The following is a 20,062-nucleotide window of genomic DNA, read 5'->3' on the forward strand; positions in this document are numbered from 1 at the left end:
CTGAGCGCAGTCAACACCCCTGCAGCTTGAAGTATGACGAGTATAACGGATTATTATGGCGCTAATAACTCAGGTACTTTAAGTAAAATAAACTCATTATCATCTGCTTTATTTGGTTCACGGCTCGATGAGAACGGATAATTATTATCGTTACCAACAATAATATGTTCGCTATCAACTACATCAACATTTTCGATAGTGAAGAATGGAAAAGTGAAAACACCCTCGTTTAATGGTTTTCTTGCTAAGCTATTTGGGTCTTGGATATTCATCAAATCAATATAAGCTTGCTTATCTACCGCAGATCCAACATTTTTATCTGAAAACTCAATACGATAAACGCGTTTAAATTTAGCTAAATTGCTAAAGCAATTCTCTGTATTTGTTGCCCCTTGTGCACAAGCTTTATCAGCCGTACCTTCACCGTTATCACGTTCGATAATCAGCCCATGAGTAGCATCAATTAAGTTAAAATCACCAATCGCATTTTGATTATCTTCAAAGACATATAACCAGCTACGGCCTGTCCAATCTTGTTTCTTCACATCAAATTCAAGAATGCGTGCAGCGCGTTTACCATCAACATTTTCATAATCTTGCTTGTCTTCATTCCAAACTGCCCCTTCTAACATTGGGTACAGTTTTGAACCATCAGGTGATGAAGCCATCCCTTCAAAACCTTTTGACCGATTAACTTGAAAGCTAACTTTATCAGTAGGTTTACCCGGTGTAGTAACTTGGTAGTGATCTGGAGAAACCACTTTTTTGCCATCAACTTGGGTTTCAAATAAGGCTAAAACTTTACCGTCTAAATCCATTTTGATTAAATACGGTCCAAACTCATCCCCTACCCATAACGCACCATCTGCAAATTGAAAACTTTCCGGGTCAAAATCACTACCAGTTAGGTAACGTTCTTGAGAACTTTCATTAATGATATGGAACGGAATAATTTTATTTGGATCTTGGAAGAAAACAGTTTTCAGCGGGTTGGCTTTACCTGTTTTAAAATCGATATCGTATTGGGTTAGATAAAGCATTGAATCAGGAGAATTAACTTTATTACCAAAACCATTGTCCGTCAGTACCCAATAAGTCCCATCAGCCATCCGCTTAATACCTGAATGTCCTTGTAAAGGCTGCCCTTTAATTGGGATATGCATACCTGTTGGACGATCTGCGGATTTTCCTTCAATTTGCCCAAGGGTATCAACACGTTTAGCAGTAGTAAATTTACCACTAGTTTGTAGATCCGAAGGGGCATTTTCAGGTGCAGGAACACTTGAATTCACGGGTAAAATAGCATGTCCAGCCAATGAAGCCGGAACTTGTTGTTGAGCAAACCCTGTGGTGCTAAATGAAATTAAAGTAGCAAGTAAAGATAATGAGCCAATCATGCGACGATGCAACATTGTTATGATCCTATTATTAGATTATTCAATAATCGACGACGGAATCATAACTACGGCAAATGACAGTTTAGTGATGAATTCAAGACAGTTATTTTACTTGAAAGATTGTAGCGAATTTATTTTTCACAGAAGGAAAATAGGTAGACATCACGGTATTTAATACATTGATGTCTACCTGAAGTTTTATAACTCAACCATTCGATAAACGTCGGTGCTGATTGCCAGTGCCTAATAAGCGCAAGCCTAACCAACCTCCGCATATTGATAGCAACAACGCAGCGCTTAGCGGTAGTATTAACCAGATACGCCACTCAGGTTGCCATGGGAAATCAAACACTTTAGTTTGCAATAACCACAGAGCAATTTCTGCACCAAAAGCCGCAGCAAAACCGGCCATTAGACCTAATAATGCAAACTCACTCCAAAGTGTTCTTCGCATCAGCTTTTTACTGGCACCTAGCGTACGGTAAACCACTAACTCGCGTTCACGTTGACTCATACCGACTTGGACTTGAGCAAGTAATAGCAGCAATCCGCATAAAATCACTAACACCACCATCACTTCTAAAGCCTGACTCACTTGTTGGAGAATTTGCTGAATTTGGGTAATAATTGCGCCAGTGTCTAGCACATTAATGGTTGGATAGTTACGGCTAAGCTGCGTCAATAACTGACCATCACCGTCATAATGAAAACTACTCAACCAAGTGGCTGGCATTTGAGATAAACTTTCTTCAGAGAAAATAAAGTAAAAATTAGGTCGTAAACTTTCCCAATCTACCGTTCGAATACTACTCACCGTCGCAGAAAAAATTTGTGCCCCAGAGTTAAACGTTAGCTTATCGCCAATTTTTATTCCAAGCTCTTTCACGACTGTCTGTTCAATAGACACCTCACCCGCTTTTGGTGGCCAAGTGCCTTTATCCATTAAATTGGCCGGTGGTAAAATGGATTCCCAAGTCAGGCTAAGCTCACGTCGTACCGTGTTATTGTTTGGATCGCGTTCATCTGCCCATTCAATCGCTGATCTATCGTTAATCTCCGCCAGGCGCGCCAATACTACAGGGTTAAAGCCTGTTGGTTTGACTTTATATTGCGCCAAAAGCTCTGTTACTGGCTTAATTTGTTCTTGAGTCATATTGATCAAGAAATAATTCGGACTATCGGCTGGAAGCTGCTGCTGCCAACGGTCGAGCAAATCACCTCGAACCAAAACTAATAATGCTAACAACATAAACGAGAGCGAAAATGCGCTCATTTGTGTGATTGTTTGCATTGGTTGGCGCAATAAACGGCTGACCGAAAGCCGTAAACTTAACTGTTTAAACTTAATATGACGTAAGCCCCACAGCCCTATCCAACCGATAAGTGCTAGGAGAATTGCCAAAACCACGATGCCAATCAGGATTGACCATAGTAAAGGGTTCACACCCGCAAATAAAAATAATCCTCCCACGACAATGAGTGTGACTATGGGGAGATAGTAATACAAAGGCCAAACGGGTGATTGTGCATCTTCACGTAACACTCGCGAAGGTTGCGTTGCCATTAATTGATAATAAGGACGAATACCCACAATAATCGCGATGATAAATAATGTGCCTATCGCCCAAACCCAAGGCCATAAACTTGCTGAAGGTAATGCTTTTGGGAGCATTGCGCCTAGAATTTGCATCAAGATGCCTTCAAAGGCAAGCCCAAGCAATGAACCTAATAGCGCAGCGGCAATTAAAATAACCAACCACTGACCAATAATCCATTTACGTAATGCGCTACGCCCTGCTCCAAGGGTTTTTAATACCGCAATCAACTGATGTCGACTACGACAATAATGGGTCATTGAAACAACAACAGCAGCAATTGCCAGTAATAACGTCAATAAAACAGACAATAAAAGAAATTGTTGTGCACGTTGAAATGTCTTTCCTACCGCACCATTATCTTCATTTAAGGTATACCAACGTTGGTCAGTTCTTAAATCTTTATCAAATTTTGCATGGAAAGCCTCAATAGCGTCACTATCTCCGGCGAACATGTCTCGATACGTTAATCGGCTTCCTAATTGAATAGCGCCGGTCAATGCAGCATCTTCAATCGAAATAAGTGCTCTTGGGGCGATTTGAAAAGGATTAAAGCCACTATCCGGTTCTTGCTCTAAAGTACCTGCAACTTTTAATGTGGCATCGCCAATATCAATATCATCGCCTAACTTTAGGTTTAATAGCTCAAGCAATCTAGGGGCGACTAATATTTGCCCTTTTGTTGGCTGTAACCCCGCAGGCTTAGTGACTAATCCACCATATAACGGATAGGCACTATCGGCGGCTTTGATCAGCACTAATTGTGGTCGAGCATCTTCATCTGCCGTTGAGTAGGCCATAGTTGAAAATGAAATTTGCTGACTCACTTTCAAGCCACTATTTTTAGCATCCTGTAACCAAGCCGGGTCGCTCGGCTGAGAAGATCGCAACACTAAATCACCCGCTAATAATTCGCGGCTCTGATAGCTCATGCTATTTTCAATACGGTCGCTAATACGCCCTAACGCTAACACGCAAGCAACCGCTAGCGTCAGTGCCAACCAAACAATTAATAATGATGGCGTTTTCCACTCACGCCAGAACCAGCGCCAAATCATGCCTCTTCCCTTAATAGACCATCGACCAATCTTAAACGGCGTTGACAGCGTGCTGCCAGTTCATGGTCATGAGTAACGAGGATCAAGGTTGTGCCATGCTCTTTATTCATTGAAAAAAGCAAATCAGCAATTTTATCCCCTGTCTGACGATCAAGATTCCCCGTCGGTTCATCTGCAAATAAAATTTCAGGACGGCCATTGAAAGCTCTGGCTAATGCAACTCGCTGTTGCTCACCACCGGACAATTGTGCTGGCATATGTTTGAGTCGATTACCGAGACCTAATTCAGTTAATAAACTAACGGCATGTTGCTGGCTGCTGGATTCTGGTTCACCCCGTAATAACGAGGGAAGTTGTACGTTTTCAATGGCATTCAGTGTGGGGATCAACATAAAGGATTGAAAAACAAAACCCACACTTTGTGCACGTAGACGCGCCCGCTGTTCTTCGTCCATTTGCGTTAACTCTTGCCCCAGCAAACTGACACTACCACTGGTGCCGTCATCAAGTCCGGCAATGATCCCTAAAAGGGTTGATTTACCTGATCCCGACTCGCCGATAAGAGCAATTGTTTGACCGGGCTCGACAATTAGCTCAACACCTTGCAATATAGTCAGTTCATGTTCACCTTGGCCAACACGTTTAATGAGATGATGAACTTCAAGAATATTTTTCGCCGACATATATTGGTTTTTCTCCTGTTATTGATTGCAAGTGGACAGGCACTCGCAACAACAAAACTATTGATCCTCGGTGATAGCCTGAGTGCAGGTTATCGCTTACCGGCAGAGCAGGCTTGGGCCTCTTTGCTCGCCAGTCGTTGGCAGAAATTGTCACCGCCTGTAACTGTGATTAATGGCAGTATCAGTGGAAACACTTCAGCTCAAGGGCTGGAACGTCTTTCTACCTTACTTGAACAACATAAACCTAATTGGGTATTGATTGAGCTTGGTGCAAACGATGGTTTACAAGGGCTAGCTGTAGAACAGTTAGAGACTAATTTACAACAAATTATCGATAAAATAGAGCAATCTGGTGCTAAACCGCTTTTAATGCAAATTCGTATTCCACCAAACTATGGAAAACGCTATACATCAAGCTTTGAACGCGTGTATTCAAAATTAGCACAAGAAAATAATATTCCACTATTACCATTTTATATGGAAACTGTGATAACCAAGCCTGAATGGATACAACAAGATGGTATTCATCCAACAGTAGAGGCTCAGCCTTCTATTACAGATTTCATGGAAAAACAGCTTTCTCTCTATATTTTACCGCCTAAGAAGTGAAATATATACTTAACACATTAATTCAAATTAGAGTGAATAATCAACATTCTGTTTAAATAACGTTATGAAAACAACAACGCTACGGCGCAAAGAATGACGAGAACACTACGGCGCAAAGAATGACGAGCATAGGTAAAGTTATGAAAAAATCCGTACTAATCACTGGCGCCTCAAGCGGCATAGGCTTTTGTGCTGCACAAACTCTCCGCCAACGCGGCTACCATGTCATTGCTGCCTGCCGCAAAGAAGCGGATATATTGCGCTTAAAAGATCTCGGTTATGACACTGTTGCTCTTGATCTTGATGATAACGATAGCATAGATGCCGCGGCTGACGCGGTGCTGTCATTATGCCATGGACGTCTTTTCGGATTATTTAATAATGCCGGATTTGGCGTTTATGGTGCCTTAAGTACTGTCAGCCGTCAGCAGCTTGAAGCGCAATTTTCCACTAATTTTTTCGGTGTTCATCAATTAACCTTCCGCTTGCTCCCCGCCATGCTTGTGCACAATGAAGGCCGTATTGTACAGACCAGCTCAGTGATGGGAATTATTTCAACACCGGGGCGTGGTGCTTATGCGGCCAGTAAATATGCATTAGAGGCCTGGTCAGACGCCTTGCGATTAGAATTAAAAGGCAGTGGTATTCACATCAGTTTGATTGAACCCGGTCCTATTCATACCGCATTTACACAAAATGTGGCACAAACCCAAAAAGATAAACCCGTTAAAAATCCAGGGATTGCGGCTCGTTTCACCTTAACACCAGAACGTGTTGTTGAAAAATTAATTCATGCGCTCGAAAGCCCACATCCTCGTATACGCTACTCTGTCACACTACTGACGGTATTTGTGCGTATACTTAAACGAATACTGCCTGATAAGTTAATGGATAAAATACTGTCTAATCAGGGCAAAAAAGCTTGAAAAATCAAAAAACGCCCCCATTTTATAGACAACAATTTTAGTATTAATAACAATTTACAAAGAGATACCTTATGTTAGCTAACGCTCAAATTATTGATATTAACGAAACCAATTTACATCAAGTCATTGAACAATCGATGACTTTGCCTGTCATGTTTTATTTTTGGTCTCCGCGCAGCCCACATTGCCAAGATCTTGGATTAACACTTGATAAGATTGCCAATGAGTATGCAGGCTTATTTATTTTAGCTAAAGTTAACTGTGATGAAGAGCAAATGGTCGCCAGCCAATTTGGCCTAAAAGCGATCCCAACCGTCTATATATTGCAAAATGGTCGTCCTGTTGATGGCTTTGAAGGCCCGCAACCAGAGGAGGTTGTGCTGGAAATGCTTTCTCGCGTACTGCCAAGCCCTGAAGAGCTAAAAGCTGCACAAGCCGCTGAATTACTCGCAGAAGGTAAAGCTCAAGAAGCCCTGCCGCTGCTAAAAGAAGCTAATCAAATCAATCCTAAAAATAGTGATATCACGCTGTTATTAGCAGAAACACAAATTAATTTGAATTTGACTGATGATGCACAAATCACCCTTGCCACTGTACCGATGCAAGACAAAGATAGCCGCTATCAAGGGTTAATTGCACAAATCGATTTATTAAAGCAAGCTGCTGATACGCCTGAAATTCAGCAATTGCAGCAAGAATTTAATCAAAACCCAGCAGATACCACCCTTGCTGTGCAGCTTGCCCTAAAACTACATGAAGTAAACCGTAATGAAGAAGCACTAGAACTGCTACTGGCATTCTTGAAAAAAGATTTAAATGCCGGAGACGGTGCAGTTAAGAAAACAATGATGGATATCATGTCAGCAATGGGTACCGGCGATTCATTAGCCAGTAAATACCGCAGACAAGTTTATTCATTACTTTACTAATTAAGGGCTTAATATGGACTTGTTCGCGTTTGGTGCTATACCGATTATTATCTTTTTCGCCATTGTTATTGTTTTTACCTGTGTAAAAACAGTGCCGCAAGGATTCCAATGGACTGTTGAACGTTTTGGTCGTTACACTCGAACGTTACAACCGGGTTTGCATTTTATCGTTCCATTTATGGATAAAATAGGCCGTCGCATCAATGTGATGGAACAAGTCCTTGATATTCCATCCCAAGAAGTCATTTCACGAGATAACGCCAACGTCACTATTGATGCTGTGTGCTTTATTCAAGTGGTTGACCCGGTTCGCGCTGCTTATGAAGTCAGTAATCTTGAGTTATCTGTACTTAATTTAACCATGACCAATATTCGTACCGTATTGGGTTCAATGGAATTAGATGAAATGCTTTCCCAGCGTGATTCCATCAATAACCGCTTACTGCATGTTGTTGACGAAGCGACCAACCCTTGGGGTGTAAAAATCACCCGTATTGAAATTCGTGATGTAAAACCGCCGAAAGAATTGATTAGCGCGATGAATGCTCAAATGAAAGCTGAGCGTACTAAGCGTGCCGATATTCTTGAAGCTGAAGGTATTCGACAAGCCGCCATCCTAAAAGCAGAAGGTGAGAAGCAATCTCAAATTCTAAAAGCGGAAGGTGAACGCCAATCTGCGTTTTTACAAGCAGAAGCTCGTGAAAGAGCGGCAGAAGCGGAGGCTAAAGCCACTCAAATGGTATCAGAAGCTATTGCAGTTGGTGACATGCAAGCGATTAACTATTTCGTAGCACAAAAATATACCGATGCTCTAATTAGTATTGGTTCTGCTGAAAATAGTAAAGTGATCATGATGCCACTAGAGGCAAGTAGTTTAATGGGAGCAATCGGTGGTATCACTGAACTTATTGGCGACAGTACTAAAGCTAGAGCTGATAAGAAGCAGGTAAACAAATGATAGAACTCATCAGCACTCAGCCCGCATGGTTTTGGCTATGTCTCGGTGGTTTATTGCTGATTAGTGAACTCATTGGGACTGGCGGCTACCTATTATGGACAGGTATTGCTGCCGTGCTGGTCGGTTTTATCGCCCTCGTATTGCCATTTCTCGGTTGGGAATGGCAAGGTATTTTGTTCGCTATTTTTACCATTGTTTCTGCTGTGTTATGGCGAAAATGGCTTAGTGGGCGGCAAAACACTAAAGCTGACGATGTAAACCAAATTAGCCACCAGCTAATAGGTATTAAGGCACGTTTACTTACGGATACCGAAGAAGGTTTCAGCCGTGTACGTTTGGCCGACGGAAGCTGGCGTATCTATTCAGATATCCCACTTTTAGCGGATACCGAAGTGGTTGTTATTACTGTCGACGGTATCACGTTAAAAGTTAAGCCTTACTCTGATGACAGCAACCACGAGCAAGATGGTCAATAATCGGGCAGTCTGCACCATCATCACCGGGACATTCATCCACTAATTTTTGCAACGTATCTCGTATGGCAGACAATTTCACCATTGTCTGCTCTATTTCTTGCACTTTTGCGATAGTCGTCGTTTTCACATCCGAACTATGTCTGGTTGGGTTTCGAAATAATCCCAGTAATTCACCGCATTCATCGAGAGTAAACCCAACATCTTTAGCTTGCTTTAATAACACCAGTTCATCAAAGTGTCTATCTTGATAATAGCGATAACTATTATCACCGCGTAAAGGAGGAGTAATTAAGCCTTTATCTTCATAAAAGCGAATCGCTTTTGCGGTCAAACCTGTTTTTTTCGCAATTTCACTAATATTCATAATTTTCCTTGACCTTAACCTTGAAGGAAGGTTTAACCTCTACTACATAGTTAAATGATAGATTAAGTTGATGCCTAATTATACACCCTAAACCATTCGAATGCAGATAGGTTGTCGGTAAAGCCAAAGTTTTATGGCTATGACTGAAAGTTTTACGCAGCCAACACCCCTGTAGCTCGAAGAATGACGGGTAAAATGGAGAATAAAATGAATAAGATAATACTTTCCCTACAAGGACTCACTTGCAGCCACTGTGTGGGCTCCGTGACTAAAGTACTACAAGCTCGTGATGATGTTGAAAGTGCTAAAGTCACTCTTGAGTATGCTGTTGTTGAGGGCAGTGCTAGTGCTGATGCATTAATTGCAACTATTGAACAAGATGGATATCAGGCGGCTGTTGCTACAACGCCGGATGTTGAGTTGCAATTGTCAGGTTTGAGTTGTATGAAATGTGCGGGTAAAACGCAACAAGCACTTGAGGCTGTTGAAGGCGTTGCTGGCGCTATTGTTGATACTGAACGCGCTAAAATTTATGGCAAAGCTTCAACTGACAGCTTGATTAAAGCGGTTGAGCAAGCGGGTTATCAAGCGAACGCAATCTAAATATTGTTGTTTTGCATTAAAGTACGCCAATATTAAATGAAAATAGCCCTAGTTCGATATCGGGCTATTTTCAATTTAGAATCAAATTTTTACTCTTTAGTTTTTCTCTGCCACTTTTTTATGCAACATGATGATTTCACGCCCTAATTCAGTCAACATAATCGCATTCATTAGGTGGTCTTGAGCATGAACCATGATGATATGAACGGGAACTTTACCAGTTCCTTCATCCATTTCAATTAATCGTGTTTGAGTGTGATGCGCAATGGATAATGCATCTTGAGCCTGCTGCATTAAACTTTCCGCTTCAGCAAAATCATTATTTTCACGTGCAACCGCAATGGCTTGAAAAACTAAGCTTCGTGCATAACCTGCATTAGTAATCAGCTCCATGACTTCATTTTCGAGATCCATACTGACTCCTTAATCAATCAGCGCTAATGCTTGGTCTAATACTTTATCCCCTTTCAGGGTTCCATAGGCCATCATATCGATACACTCAACTTTTTTACCTGCCGCATCGGCAATTTTTTGACATTCTGCTAGTTTGTAACGAATTTGTGGGCCTAAAAGCGCAACATCAAAATCATTTACACAGGCTTTATAATCACGCACCGACTTTGCCGTAATTTCAGCGTCAATACCACGTGTTTTAGCCGCTTCTTGCATTTTTTTAACCATCAGACTTGTGGACATTCCTAAATCACAAATCAATAAAATTTTTTTCATATTATTTCTCCAAGTCATTCATAATATGTTGAATTAAAAGCGGAATCGGTCGACCAGATGCTGTGCTATAACCATTCTCACGCCATAATGCTGTTCCACTAACATCTAAATGCGCCCAAGGTAAATCGGTGGGGCAAAATAGACTTAAAAAGTAAGCAGCTGATGCACTTATTGCCGCATTGTTACTCGGTGTATTACACGCATCCGCAATATGACTTTTCACCTGTCCTGCAAGACGTTTATCCAAGGGCAACGCCCAAATCTCATCACGACTATCCAGACCTGCCTGATGCAAATCGGCACTCAATGCCATATCTGAGGACATGAGTCCGGTTAAGTCATAACCCAATGCTTTCACAACGGCTCCGGTTAACGTCGCCACGTCAATAATATATTTTGGCTGTAATGTGCTGGCGTAAGCAATCCCATCAGCCAATACCAGTCGACCTTCTGCATCTGTATTATTAATTTCTACGGTTAAACCTGAGTAACTCGTCGCAATTTCACTCGGGCGCATAGCCTCTGGACCTATCATGTTCTCTGCCAGCATCAAGATCCCAACAAGATTAACTGGCAATTTCATTTCTGCTGCGGCAACGAGTAAACCAAAAACGTTAGCAGCACCGCACATGTCATATTTCATGGTATACATGCCATCACCACTTTTTAACCAATAACCACCAGTATCATAGGTCACACCTTTCCCGACATATGCACGGCAACGATTATTAGCATCATCGCTACCTTGATAGCGAATAATAACAATACGAGGCGGATTCTTAGCGCCCTTACCAACAGCATGAAGCAAACCAAATCCTTGGGCTTTGACTTCTTTTTCATCTAAGATTGAGGCAGAAAGTGAAGGATAGTTAGCAATCACAGAAGTCACTGTGTCTGCCACAAAAGCAGGCGTACAAATATCACTCGGGATATCCGCTAATTGCCGTGCATCAATCATACCTTTACTCACACAAAAGGCGTGTTGTGCTAATTTATTTAACTCATCTACTTGCTCAACATGACTATAAAAAATCAAATTTTTAATTTTCTGAGTCACAGTTTGAGTGGTTTTAAATTGCTGATCATCAAGGCTATAACTTTGATTAAACAGTAAAATCAATAGCTGCTGGCAGGCACCGCGATGTTTCGCTTGGCTAAGGTCAAATAACCGACAATCTACGCATACATTGGCTAGTGGCGCTTTAACCAAAGAACGAATATCTGTAAGTAATTGCCCTTCAGGCCATGATAACCAATGATTTTCAGGAATTAGCGTCAAACGCCCCACGGGCTCACAGCCAAATTGGCAATCGGCAATTTGTCCATTCGCGCTGTAATTATTAAGCTGTTCCACTAATGGACTACGGAGACCTAATTGTTTTAACAAGTCACTTTGCGGATAAGTAATAACTTGTGTCGTAGAAAGTGCCTGAGTAAACGCTTTGCTCTCAATAATAATTTGATAATTAATCATAATGTAACGCTCCATCGATAGGCTCTCTGATCCGCGTTTCATAATCTTGTAACCAATTGCTATCGGCTAGCCTATAGGTCGTGTGCTCATCATGGCGATCCGCTAAATAAACGGTTGGTGACATATTGGCGGTCGCCACAACAAATGAGAAAGTTTTGATATTCGTAGCCACGCCAAATTCACCCAGTGCATTCATACACACCACAGATAAATCACCACAACGGCCAAATCGCTTCATTAATTTATCTTCTAGCTCAAGTACCACTGAATCCGCGGCCTGTTGTGGAGTTAAACCGGCAGCCATACGTCGAACAATCTCATAGCTCGTACAGCCTTTCATTAGATCTTCACCAACACCCGTTGCGGTAGCACCGCCAATTTCGCTATCACAATAAAAACCAGAACCAATTATTGGTGAATCCCCGACTCGACCTCTACGTTTCATAAATAGCCCACTGGTAGAAGTTGCTACGCTCATACTGCCTTGTAAATCTAACCCGACCATACCGACAGTATCGTGGCCATCATATGGGCTCAATCCTTTATCGATGGTCTCTCTACAACGCTTTTTATAATGTGCAATTGATCTTTGCGTTAGCATTTTTTTCTGCGCAAAACCTTGCTCGATAGCCCACTCTCTGGCTCCACGTCCAACTAATAGCGAATTAAATCGTTCTCGACTTAATGCATGTGCGACACGTACGGGATTCGCAATATCGATCAAATTACCGACTGCACCAAATGCGAGAGAATCGCCATCCATAAAAGCTGCATCTAACTCAACTTCACAGTTTTCACTGGGTAATCCGCCATAACCGACCGATTTATATAAAGGAAAATCCTCAACATCAGAGACTGCCTCTACGACAGCGTGGGATGCGCTTTCACCATGGTTCAACATGCCTGTCGCTCGAGTGACACCTTCTAAGGCCATACGCCATGTTGCTATAATTCCCCACATAACAGCTCCTTGAATTTCTAATAAAACAACAAATTATACTTTCTGTTCAGTGGCTAAATACTGTTTATCAATGATGCGCAAGAAGGGTAAATAGATCATCGCGCCAATCAATAAATTAATAATTTGCATAATACTGCCGCTTATATGCCCCGTGACGATGAAACCACTAATTACCGGTGGCAATGTCCATGGAATAAACACCCCGGTCGTTGAAGCCACAGCTCCTAGGCTCATTGCGATATATTGCGTCGTGATAAGCACGAGTGGGACGAGATTGAATGGGATCAACATAATCGGGTTCATAATGATAGGTAGCCCGAAGAGGATCGGCTCATTAATGTTGAAAATTGAAGCGCCAGCCCCTATTCGTCCAACTTCACGAATACTTTTACTACGCGCAAAAATCAGCATTGCTATCACTAAAGATAAGGTCGCTCCTGCCCCACCCATCCAAACCATGTCAAAAAATTGTTCTGTAATAACATGAGGAGGTGTTACACCAGCTTGAATAGCGGCAATATTGTCTGTCTGATTTTCCATCCAAAGTGGACGAATAATACCGTTGACCATCGATCCTGAATTTATTCCTACAGACCATAACAAAGTAATACTCAACCCAGTTAACAGCGCACCAAAATATGAAGTCCCAAAGTGGCGCATCGGTGTTGCAAGCGTTTGATAAATAAATTGATGAACTGTTTCATAGCTGGTTTGGGCAACTAAAGTACGGATTGCTAACACTAAAATCACCACCAATAACGCAGGGATCAGTGCCGCAAAAGATTCTTGAACAGCAGGTGGAACGCCTTCTGGCATTTTGATCACCCATTTTTTGCGTTTGATATAGCAAAAAAGTTCAGTCCATATTAATGAACCAATCATCGCTACAAACAGACCTTTACTACCAATCCATTCAGTCGAGATTACAGTGACATTCCCTAATGATTCTGCTTTTAAAAAAGGGGTCAAAATTAAAAAACAGATCAAACCCAAAATTCCACAAGAAACTTGGTCTTCCTCATAATGCTCCGCTAAACGGTACGCGACCATAAAGCTGATAAATAACGACATAGTCGAAAATACGGCATTAAAAGGGATTTCAACAATACTGGTCCAGCTCTCGCCAAAAATACCACTCATAAATTGTTGATAGGCCTGATTCGGAAAGGACGAAATAATTAGCATCACCGAGCCGACGATGATAAATGGCATAAAAGAGACATAAGCCCCGCGAATTGCGCATAAATGCCGTTGTGATGCAGCTTTTGCAGCTAATGGCATCAGCTTAGCTTCTAAGTAATCAAGTACCTTACTCATGGTAAATCTCCCATAAAAGGCGATATTGGATATAACAGACGAAAGTTATTGAGCATTTTAGTTACGTTGTTTTGGTTAATTATCTGTCTATTTGCCAGCGTTTTGATTATTGCCTAAGGCAATTTAAATAAAGTTGCGATACGTCACAGTATTTAGTACCAAATAAACTAGTCTCATAAGATTGAATACCACCTCATTTAGAAGAGGAGTTTGAGATGGAAATAAAATTACATGCTAACGCGACAACGACACCTCGAGTTCGCCGCTACCTGCAACAGTCAGACAAAAGTGACCGCGAGCTTGCTAAAGAATTAGGTATTTCGGTTTCTACCGTACGACGTTGGCGCATAAGGCAAGATGTTGAGGATCAGAAATCCACCCCACGAAATGTACACAAGGTAATGAGACAAGAACAAATTAATCTAGCCCTTTGGCTAAGAACACACTTTGTTTTACCTCTGGATGAGCTCATCACTTATGTTAATGATGGCATGGGACAAGCTATTTCACGGGCAAGTTTAGATAGGATGCTGAAAAAGGGGAATATGGTTCATATGAATATTCTTGGCACCCGAGTTTTAAAAGGGAAAAAAGCCTTGAACAGTGGCCTGCATTGCGGAACATTGAAATTACGCTATCGTCGATTGAATTTACTACCTCAAGATGATGGGCAACTTCATTTACTCTGGTTAGAAGAACAGGTCAGCGGCTATTTGTGCATCGCAATCTTTCAAGGAATATCTGCACAACTCGTCGTCAATTGGTTAAATGAAATACAACCCAGCTTACCGGCTGCTATACAAAGTCTTGAGACTGAAAATAAAACGCTATTTTTAGAATCTGTATTTGAAGAGCACCCATTGCAACAATGGTGTAGCCAACAGAATCTCAACTTAAGTTATTTTGATGTTGAAAATGAGGCATCAATACGACTTGAAATACCATTTTCTACGCTAATACCTGCGGCACAAAACCTAACTGTAGCCGAGTTTTTATCAAGCGTTATCCTTCACCATAACGCGCACTGGCCTCAAAAGAAATTGGGCGGTTTAACACCAGCAGAGTTCTGGCGTCAAAATAGCCACTTATGATTATAGTAAACAGAACAACACGTAAAGAAAGGAAATAATCCCTTGAGTTATTCGCAAATCCACCCAAGATTGTTTAACCTAAGCAACTGAAACTTAAAGTCGGTGGGTTACACATGGGAAAGCTACTCGAAAATTTGAAAAATTGGCTACATACTGAAGTCGCACCAGTATATCCCTATCCTGCTGCTGATATTCGTTTATCAAAAAAACTAAAACTGCATATTGTCGGTAGCATTCATATGGGAACAGAAAACATGTTTCCTTTATCTGCGGTACTTTTAGAAAAACTCAACCAAGCGGATGCGTTGATTGTAGAAGCAGATATTACCGATAATTATTCCCCCTTCCCCTCACAAGCCGCAGCACAGGTGAAGGTAGAAGAACGACTTACCAAAGAAGAGTATGCGTTGTTTTTACAGTATTGTCAGGAAATTCGCCAAGAACCAAGCCAATTCGATAGACTGCCCGCTTGGCAAATTGCACTGATTTTGCAGGCGACTCAAGCTCAAGAACTGGGTTTAAGGGGTTACTATGGCATTGACTATCAACTCTTACGCAGCGCTCAATCGCAACAAAAAGAAATGATTGAACTTGAAGGAACTGATTCGCAAATTGAGCTACTGCTCAAGCTACCGAATCAAGGTTTAGCGCTATTACAAGACTCCCTTGTCCATTGGCGAGCGAATGCACGCTCTTTACAAACCATGATTAGCTGGTGGCTTGATTATCAACCTAATCATTGTGCGACATTGCCCAATACCTTCAGTGAAGATGTTTACCAAGCCTTAATGGTTAAGCGCAACCAAGCTTGGAGTGAAAAATTAAAAGCACTACCAGATGGAAACTATGTGGTGGCTGTTGGTGCTTTGCACCTATTTGGTGAAGGCAGCCTTGTTGATTATTTACGTAAGTAGTTGATTAGAAAATAGCAGGTATAAATATGACACCCGCAGTAAAATTACTCGAAAAACATAAAATTCAATTTATCTTACACCCTTACGACCATGACCCAAATGAGCATAACTTTGGTGATGAAGCCGTCAATAAATTAGGGTTAGATGCTAAACAGGTATTTAAAACCTTGTTAGTGGCATTAAATGGCGATCAAAAAACGCTGGCAGTCGCAGTCACACCGGTTTCTGGTCAATTGGACTTAAAACTGGTAGCTAAAGTCTTCAAAGTAAAAAAAGTCGAAATGGCCGACCCGCAAATAGCACAAAAAACAACGGGCTATTTACTCGGTGGGATCAGCCCTCTTGGTCAGAAAAAACGTCTGCCTACCGTTATTGATAGCCAGGCCAAACAATATGACACGATGTTTATTTCAGGTGGAAAACGCGGACTTGACATTGAATTAGCGCCAAATGCCCTTGCTGAGGTATTAAACGCGACTTTTGCGGAGATAAAAAAAGACTAACCTAGCAAAAAGCCCCATCTCTGGGGCTTTGAATATCAATCTATTACTGCTGATTATTTATTTTTATAAACAATCTCACCTTTCGGCTCATAATCAGAAGCTTTCAATGGAGAATGTTTCTCAATGTAGCCTTTAAGCACTTCTGCATCAACAAAACCGGTATTTACATAGTTTGGATGATTATCAATTTTAGGGTAACCATCGCCACCGATAGCATTAAAGTTCAATGTCGCCATGCGATAAGTTTTTGATGTATCTACAGGTTTACCATCAATCTTAACATCGCTAATAGTGCCATCTGCATTTAATGTCAGATTAACATTATAAAATTGTCCATAAGCGCCCGCGTCAGGTTTCATATTGGCAACCGCTTGCAGATAAGGAATGACTTCATCACCTTTAAAATCAACATACACCAATTCATTGGCAAATGGCTGAACTTTCAGCACATCTTTATATGTTATCTCACCAGCTTCAATTGAATCACGAACACCACCACCACTCATAATGGCAAAGTCAGCACCCGCACGCTCTTTTTGTGCCGCTAACAACAAATGACCCATGTTAGTTTGGACAAAACGAACTTTACTACGATCACCTTCTAATTTACCGTCAACTGAACCTACTTTCACGCCAAGTTGTGTGTCACCTTTTTCTTGATAAGGCGTCAACAATTTAGTCATTTCAGGATTATGTGCAATTTCTTGAGTGTAATAGACGCGCTCAGTCGTCCCATCTTCTTTAGTAACTTTTTTCTTTAAATTTACAGGGATCAATTGATAATGTTTTAGTGTGAATTTGCCATTTTTAAATTCAAAATCAGCACGACCTACATATTTACCCCATTCATGGGCTTGAACAATCCAAGTGCCATTTTGGTTATCAGGTGCACAAGGTGTTCCCGGTACATAATCAGCTTGTTTGTAATCTTTATTTTCTTTTGACATACAAACAGGATCTTGTGAGTGTCCACCCACAATCATATCTAAATAGCCCGCAGGTAAACTACGCGCCATTTCCACATCGCCGGGTGCATTTGAACCGTGATTACCATTGTCATAATGTCCCATATGGGTTGCCGCAATGATAATATCTGGTTTTTCAGTTTCACGAAGCTCATCAACAACTTTTTTGGCTTCTTCTGCTGGAACACGAAATTCAACATCAGGGAAATTAGCCGGATTACCAATTCGAACAGTATCATCCGTTGTCAGCCCCATCACCGCAATTTTCACACCTTGCTTATCAAAAATTTGATAAGGCTTAAATAGACGTTTACCGGTACTAGTTTGATAAATATTAGCGGAAAGGAATGGGAAAGTAGCCCATTTTTCTTGTTGGCGCAATATTTCAAGTGGATTATCAAATTCATGGTTGCCCAGTGCCATTGCATCATAACCCACTAAATTCATCCCTTTAAAGTCAGGTTCTGCATCTTGCAGATCAGACTCAGGAACACCTGTATTAATATCACCACCAGATAGCAGTAATACACTGCCGCCTTGTTTAGCAACTTCATCACGGATTTCATCAACAACCGTTTTTTGTGCCGCTAAACCATACTCTCCATTATCATTGTGCCAAAAGTGCCCGTGATGGTCATTCGTATGTAAAATAGTAATATTATAGGCTTTATCTTTTTCCCATGCGTTTGCCAATGCCGCTGGTAATAGCGCCAAAGACACAGTTAACGCACATACTGATGCCTTAAATGTAAACTTCATACATTTCTCCCTGCTGATATAGGAATTTTCTACAGTGTGTGTAGATTATAGTGAGTAATCGAGTTCTGTTTTATAGCATAAAAATTTGAGCAAGATTTGATACCTCTTGCATAATAAGAAATTCGTTTCATAAAAATGAGATCTACTTCAAATAATTCATTGTTATGCTTTTTGAAACTTCTTATTTCTTCATTTAAATATAGGTGAAATACGGCGAATTATAGACAAGCTGTAGATGATCGAGATTGAATATAACCACTAACTTGAAGTATGCCAAGAATATCGGATATATTGATAACAATTATATAACACAATAATAAGTTGATAATTATGAGTGAGCAGACCACAACACCAAACAACATCAGTCCACCGAAACCGTCGAGCAAAACAGGGAAAACTGTTTTTAGTATTCTCACCGCAATCAGTTTTTCTCACCTGTTAAATGACATGATCCAATCGCTAATCCTAGCGATTTATCCATTGTTGCAAGCTGATTTCTCGCTGAGTTTTGTTCAAATAGGAATGATAACCCTAACTTATCAAATTACGGCATCATTACTACAGCCAATAATTGGTTATTACACGGATAAGCACCCACAGCCCTATTCCTTACCCATTGGCATGACCTTCACCCTTTCAGGATTAATACTACTAGCGATGGCTGAAACTTTCCCCATGATTTTATTAGCGGCGGCGCTAGTGGGAACTGGATCATCCGTATTTCACCCTGAATCGTCTCGCGTCGCACGTATGGCATCTGGTGGACGTCACGGTCTTGCCCAGTCGTTTTTTCAAGTTGGGGGAAATTTAGGGGCTTCATTAGGCCCATTACTTGCAGCGCTGATTATTGAACCTTACGGCAAAGGCAATATTGGTTGGTTTTCACTTGCCGCACTACTGGCGATTGTCATTCTATTACAGGTTAGTAGCTGGTATAAGCAACAACACCGCACAGCAAATAAAAAGAGCACTTATGACGCTAATATTAAAGTTTTACCGCGCAAGGCAGTAATCGGCTCTTTGGCTGTCCTGCTGGTATTAATCTTTTCTAAATACTTTTATTTAGCGAGCATTAGCAGCTATTACACATTCTATTTAATCGATAAATTCGGTGTTTCGGTTCAAAATGCCCAAATTCACCTCTTTGTATTTTTATTTGCTGTTGCTGCAGGCACTATGATTGGTGGCCCTATCGGTGACAAAATTGGTCGTAAGTATGTTATTTGGTTTTCTATACTTGGTGTTGCGCCATTTACCTTAATTTTACCTCACGTATCGCTCTATTGGACAGGCGTACTCACTGTGATCATTGGCTTGATATTAGCATCTGCTTTTTCAGCGATCCTAGTTTATGCCCAAGACCTGATCCCCGGTAAAACAGGAATGGTTTCAGGCCTCTTTTTTGGACTAGCCTTTGGCATGGGTGGTGTTGGCGCAGCAGTACTCGGGTATGTTGCAGACCAAACCAGTATTGAACAAGTTTATCAATATTGCGCCTTTCTACCATTACTTGGTATTTTCACAGTGTTACTACCAAATATTGGTAATAAATAGTTTTATTTTCTTATTTTACCCATACTTATCAAAACATAAGTATGGGTTACTACAGCTATATTTGACTCAAATATCAGCCCTAAATCTCAAAAACTCAAACCTTTAAACTATTTATCACCTCTAGTCCGCTTTTTTTTTAAAAACATTGCATTTTTTTAAGGCAATTTATCTCAAAAAAAGATAAAATACCTAAACAT

19 protein-coding genes and 1 pseudogene are annotated in these 20,062 nt (G+C 41.0%); 10 read left to right on the forward strand and 10 right to left on the reverse strand.

The window, feature by feature from the left end:
* Positions 1-53: 53 nt before the first annotated feature.
* The 3 genes from DD649_RS06280 to ybbA all read right to left on the reverse strand — a co-directional run bounded on the left by DD649_RS06280 (position 54) and on the right by ybbA (position 4,733).
* On the reverse strand, positions 54-1,412 hold the full coding sequence (locus tag DD649_RS06280; protein WP_294104788.1) for an esterase-like activity of phytase family protein: 1,359 nt from the start codon (positions 1,410-1,412) through the stop codon (positions 54-56).
* 190 nt (positions 1,413-1,602) lie between these two features.
* Positions 1,603-4,050, reverse strand: coding sequence for a putative ABC transporter permease subunit YbbP (gene ybbP, locus DD649_RS06285; protein ID WP_336429601.1), 2,448 nt, complete (start codon positions 4,048-4,050; stop codon positions 1,603-1,605).
* Positions 4,047-4,733: a putative ABC transporter ATP-binding protein YbbA gene (gene ybbA / locus DD649_RS06290; protein ID WP_336429603.1), complete on the reverse strand. Its 687-nt coding sequence runs from the start codon at positions 4,731-4,733 to the stop codon at positions 4,047-4,049. Before ybbA ends, ybbP begins: the two co-directional genes overlap by 4 nt.
* Between ybbA and tesA the strand changes: the two genes are divergently transcribed.
* From tesA to DD649_RS06315, 5 genes are all read left to right on the forward strand, one after another.
* Complete coding sequence (tesA, locus tag DD649_RS06295; RefSeq protein ID WP_336429606.1) at positions 4,704-5,342, forward strand: multifunctional acyl-CoA thioesterase I/protease I/lysophospholipase L1; 639 nt, start codon at positions 4,704-4,706, stop codon at positions 5,340-5,342. The two genes, ybbA and tesA, sit on opposite strands and share 30 nt — an antisense overlap.
* Before the next feature lie 140 nt (positions 5,343-5,482).
* Positions 5,483-6,268, forward strand: coding sequence for an SDR family oxidoreductase (locus DD649_RS06300; RefSeq protein ID WP_336429608.1), 786 nt, complete (start codon positions 5,483-5,485; stop codon positions 6,266-6,268).
* Between the two features lie 71 nt (positions 6,269-6,339).
* Positions 6,340-7,197, forward strand: a complete 858-nt coding sequence (locus tag DD649_RS06305; RefSeq protein WP_294104798.1) for a co-chaperone YbbN — start codon at positions 6,340-6,342, stop codon at positions 7,195-7,197.
* Positions 7,198-7,210: 13 nt separating this feature from the next.
* Positions 7,211-8,155, forward strand: coding sequence for an SPFH domain-containing protein (locus DD649_RS06310; RefSeq protein WP_336429610.1), 945 nt, complete (start codon positions 7,211-7,213; stop codon positions 8,153-8,155).
* Positions 8,152-8,631: an NfeD family protein gene (locus DD649_RS06315; protein WP_294104801.1), complete on the forward strand. Its 480-nt coding sequence runs from the start codon at positions 8,152-8,154 to the stop codon at positions 8,629-8,631. The genes DD649_RS06310 and DD649_RS06315 overlap by 4 nt, the downstream gene beginning before the upstream one ends.
* Here the strand turns inward: DD649_RS06315 and cueR are convergent.
* Complete coding sequence (cueR, locus tag DD649_RS06320; protein WP_294104803.1) at positions 8,585-8,995, reverse strand: Cu(I)-responsive transcriptional regulator; 411 nt, start codon at positions 8,993-8,995, stop codon at positions 8,585-8,587. The genes DD649_RS06315 and cueR overlap by 47 nt on opposite strands.
* Positions 8,996-9,202: 207 nt before the next feature.
* Between cueR and DD649_RS06325 the strand changes: the two are divergent.
* Positions 9,203-9,586, forward strand: a pseudogene (locus DD649_RS06325) (cation transporter); the annotation flags it as partial.
* 108 nt (positions 9,587-9,694) lie between these two features.
* Here the strand turns inward: DD649_RS06325 and DD649_RS06330 are convergent.
* The 5 genes from DD649_RS06330 to celB are packed head-to-tail and all read right to left on the reverse strand — an operon-like array spanning position 9,695 to position 14,079.
* A complete protein-coding gene (locus DD649_RS06330; protein ID WP_294104805.1) occupies positions 9,695-10,012 on the reverse strand; it encodes a PTS lactose/cellobiose transporter subunit IIA in 318 nt (105 codons plus the stop codon).
* A gap of 9 nt (positions 10,013-10,021) precedes the next feature.
* Positions 10,022-10,327: a PTS sugar transporter subunit IIB gene (locus DD649_RS06335; protein ID WP_294104808.1), complete on the reverse strand. Its 306-nt coding sequence runs from the start codon at positions 10,325-10,327 to the stop codon at positions 10,022-10,024.
* 1 nt (position 10,328) lies between these two features.
* Positions 10,329-11,843 (reverse strand): leucyl aminopeptidase family protein, encoded by a 1,515-nt coding sequence (locus DD649_RS06340; RefSeq protein WP_294104811.1) that lies wholly within the window; start codon positions 11,841-11,843, stop codon positions 10,329-10,331.
* Positions 11,794-12,762, reverse strand: coding sequence for a N(4)-(beta-N-acetylglucosaminyl)-L-asparaginase (locus DD649_RS06345; protein ID WP_294104813.1), 969 nt, complete (start codon positions 12,760-12,762; stop codon positions 11,794-11,796). Before DD649_RS06345 ends, DD649_RS06340 begins: the two co-directional genes overlap by 50 nt.
* Positions 12,763-12,795: 33 nt before the next feature.
* Entirely contained in the window at positions 12,796-14,079 is a 1,284-nt protein-coding gene (celB, locus tag DD649_RS06350; RefSeq protein WP_294104815.1) for a PTS cellobiose transporter subunit IIC, read from the reverse strand.
* Positions 14,080-14,294: 215 nt separating this feature from the next.
* Here celB and DD649_RS06355 point away from each other — a divergent pair, with 215 nt between their 5' ends.
* The 3 genes from DD649_RS06355 (at position 14,295) to ybaK (ending at position 16,587) form a co-directional block, all read left to right on the forward strand.
* Positions 14,295-15,170 carry a hypothetical protein gene (locus tag DD649_RS06355; protein ID WP_336429616.1) on the forward strand — a complete coding sequence of 292 codons (876 nt, stop codon included), beginning with the start codon at positions 14,295-14,297 and terminating at the stop codon, positions 15,168-15,170.
* A gap of 113 nt (positions 15,171-15,283) precedes the next feature.
* Positions 15,284-16,084 carry a TraB/GumN family protein gene (locus DD649_RS06360; protein WP_294104819.1) on the forward strand — a complete coding sequence of 267 codons (801 nt, stop codon included), beginning with the start codon at positions 15,284-15,286 and terminating at the stop codon, positions 16,082-16,084.
* 26 nt (positions 16,085-16,110) lie between these two features.
* Positions 16,111-16,587 (forward strand): Cys-tRNA(Pro)/Cys-tRNA(Cys) deacylase YbaK, encoded by a 477-nt coding sequence (gene ybaK / locus DD649_RS06365; protein WP_294104821.1) that lies wholly within the window; start codon positions 16,111-16,113, stop codon positions 16,585-16,587.
* Between the two features lie 53 nt (positions 16,588-16,640).
* Here the strand turns inward: ybaK and ushA are convergent, their stop codons facing one another.
* A complete protein-coding gene (gene ushA, locus DD649_RS06370; protein WP_294104823.1) occupies positions 16,641-18,311 on the reverse strand; it encodes a bifunctional UDP-sugar hydrolase/5'-nucleotidase UshA in 1,671 nt (556 codons plus the stop codon).
* A 330-nt stretch (positions 18,312-18,641) separates the two neighbouring features.
* Between ushA and DD649_RS06375 the strand changes: the two genes are divergently transcribed.
* Positions 18,642-19,865: an MFS transporter gene (locus DD649_RS06375; protein ID WP_294104825.1), complete on the forward strand. Its 1,224-nt coding sequence runs from the start codon at positions 18,642-18,644 to the stop codon at positions 19,863-19,865.
* The last annotated feature ends 197 nt before the right edge of the window (positions 19,866-20,062 follow it).

This window comes from Providencia sp. (genome assembly GCF_003533305.1).
In the GTDB taxonomy this organism is placed as follows: domain Bacteria; phylum Pseudomonadota; class Gammaproteobacteria; order Enterobacterales; family Enterobacteriaceae; genus Providencia.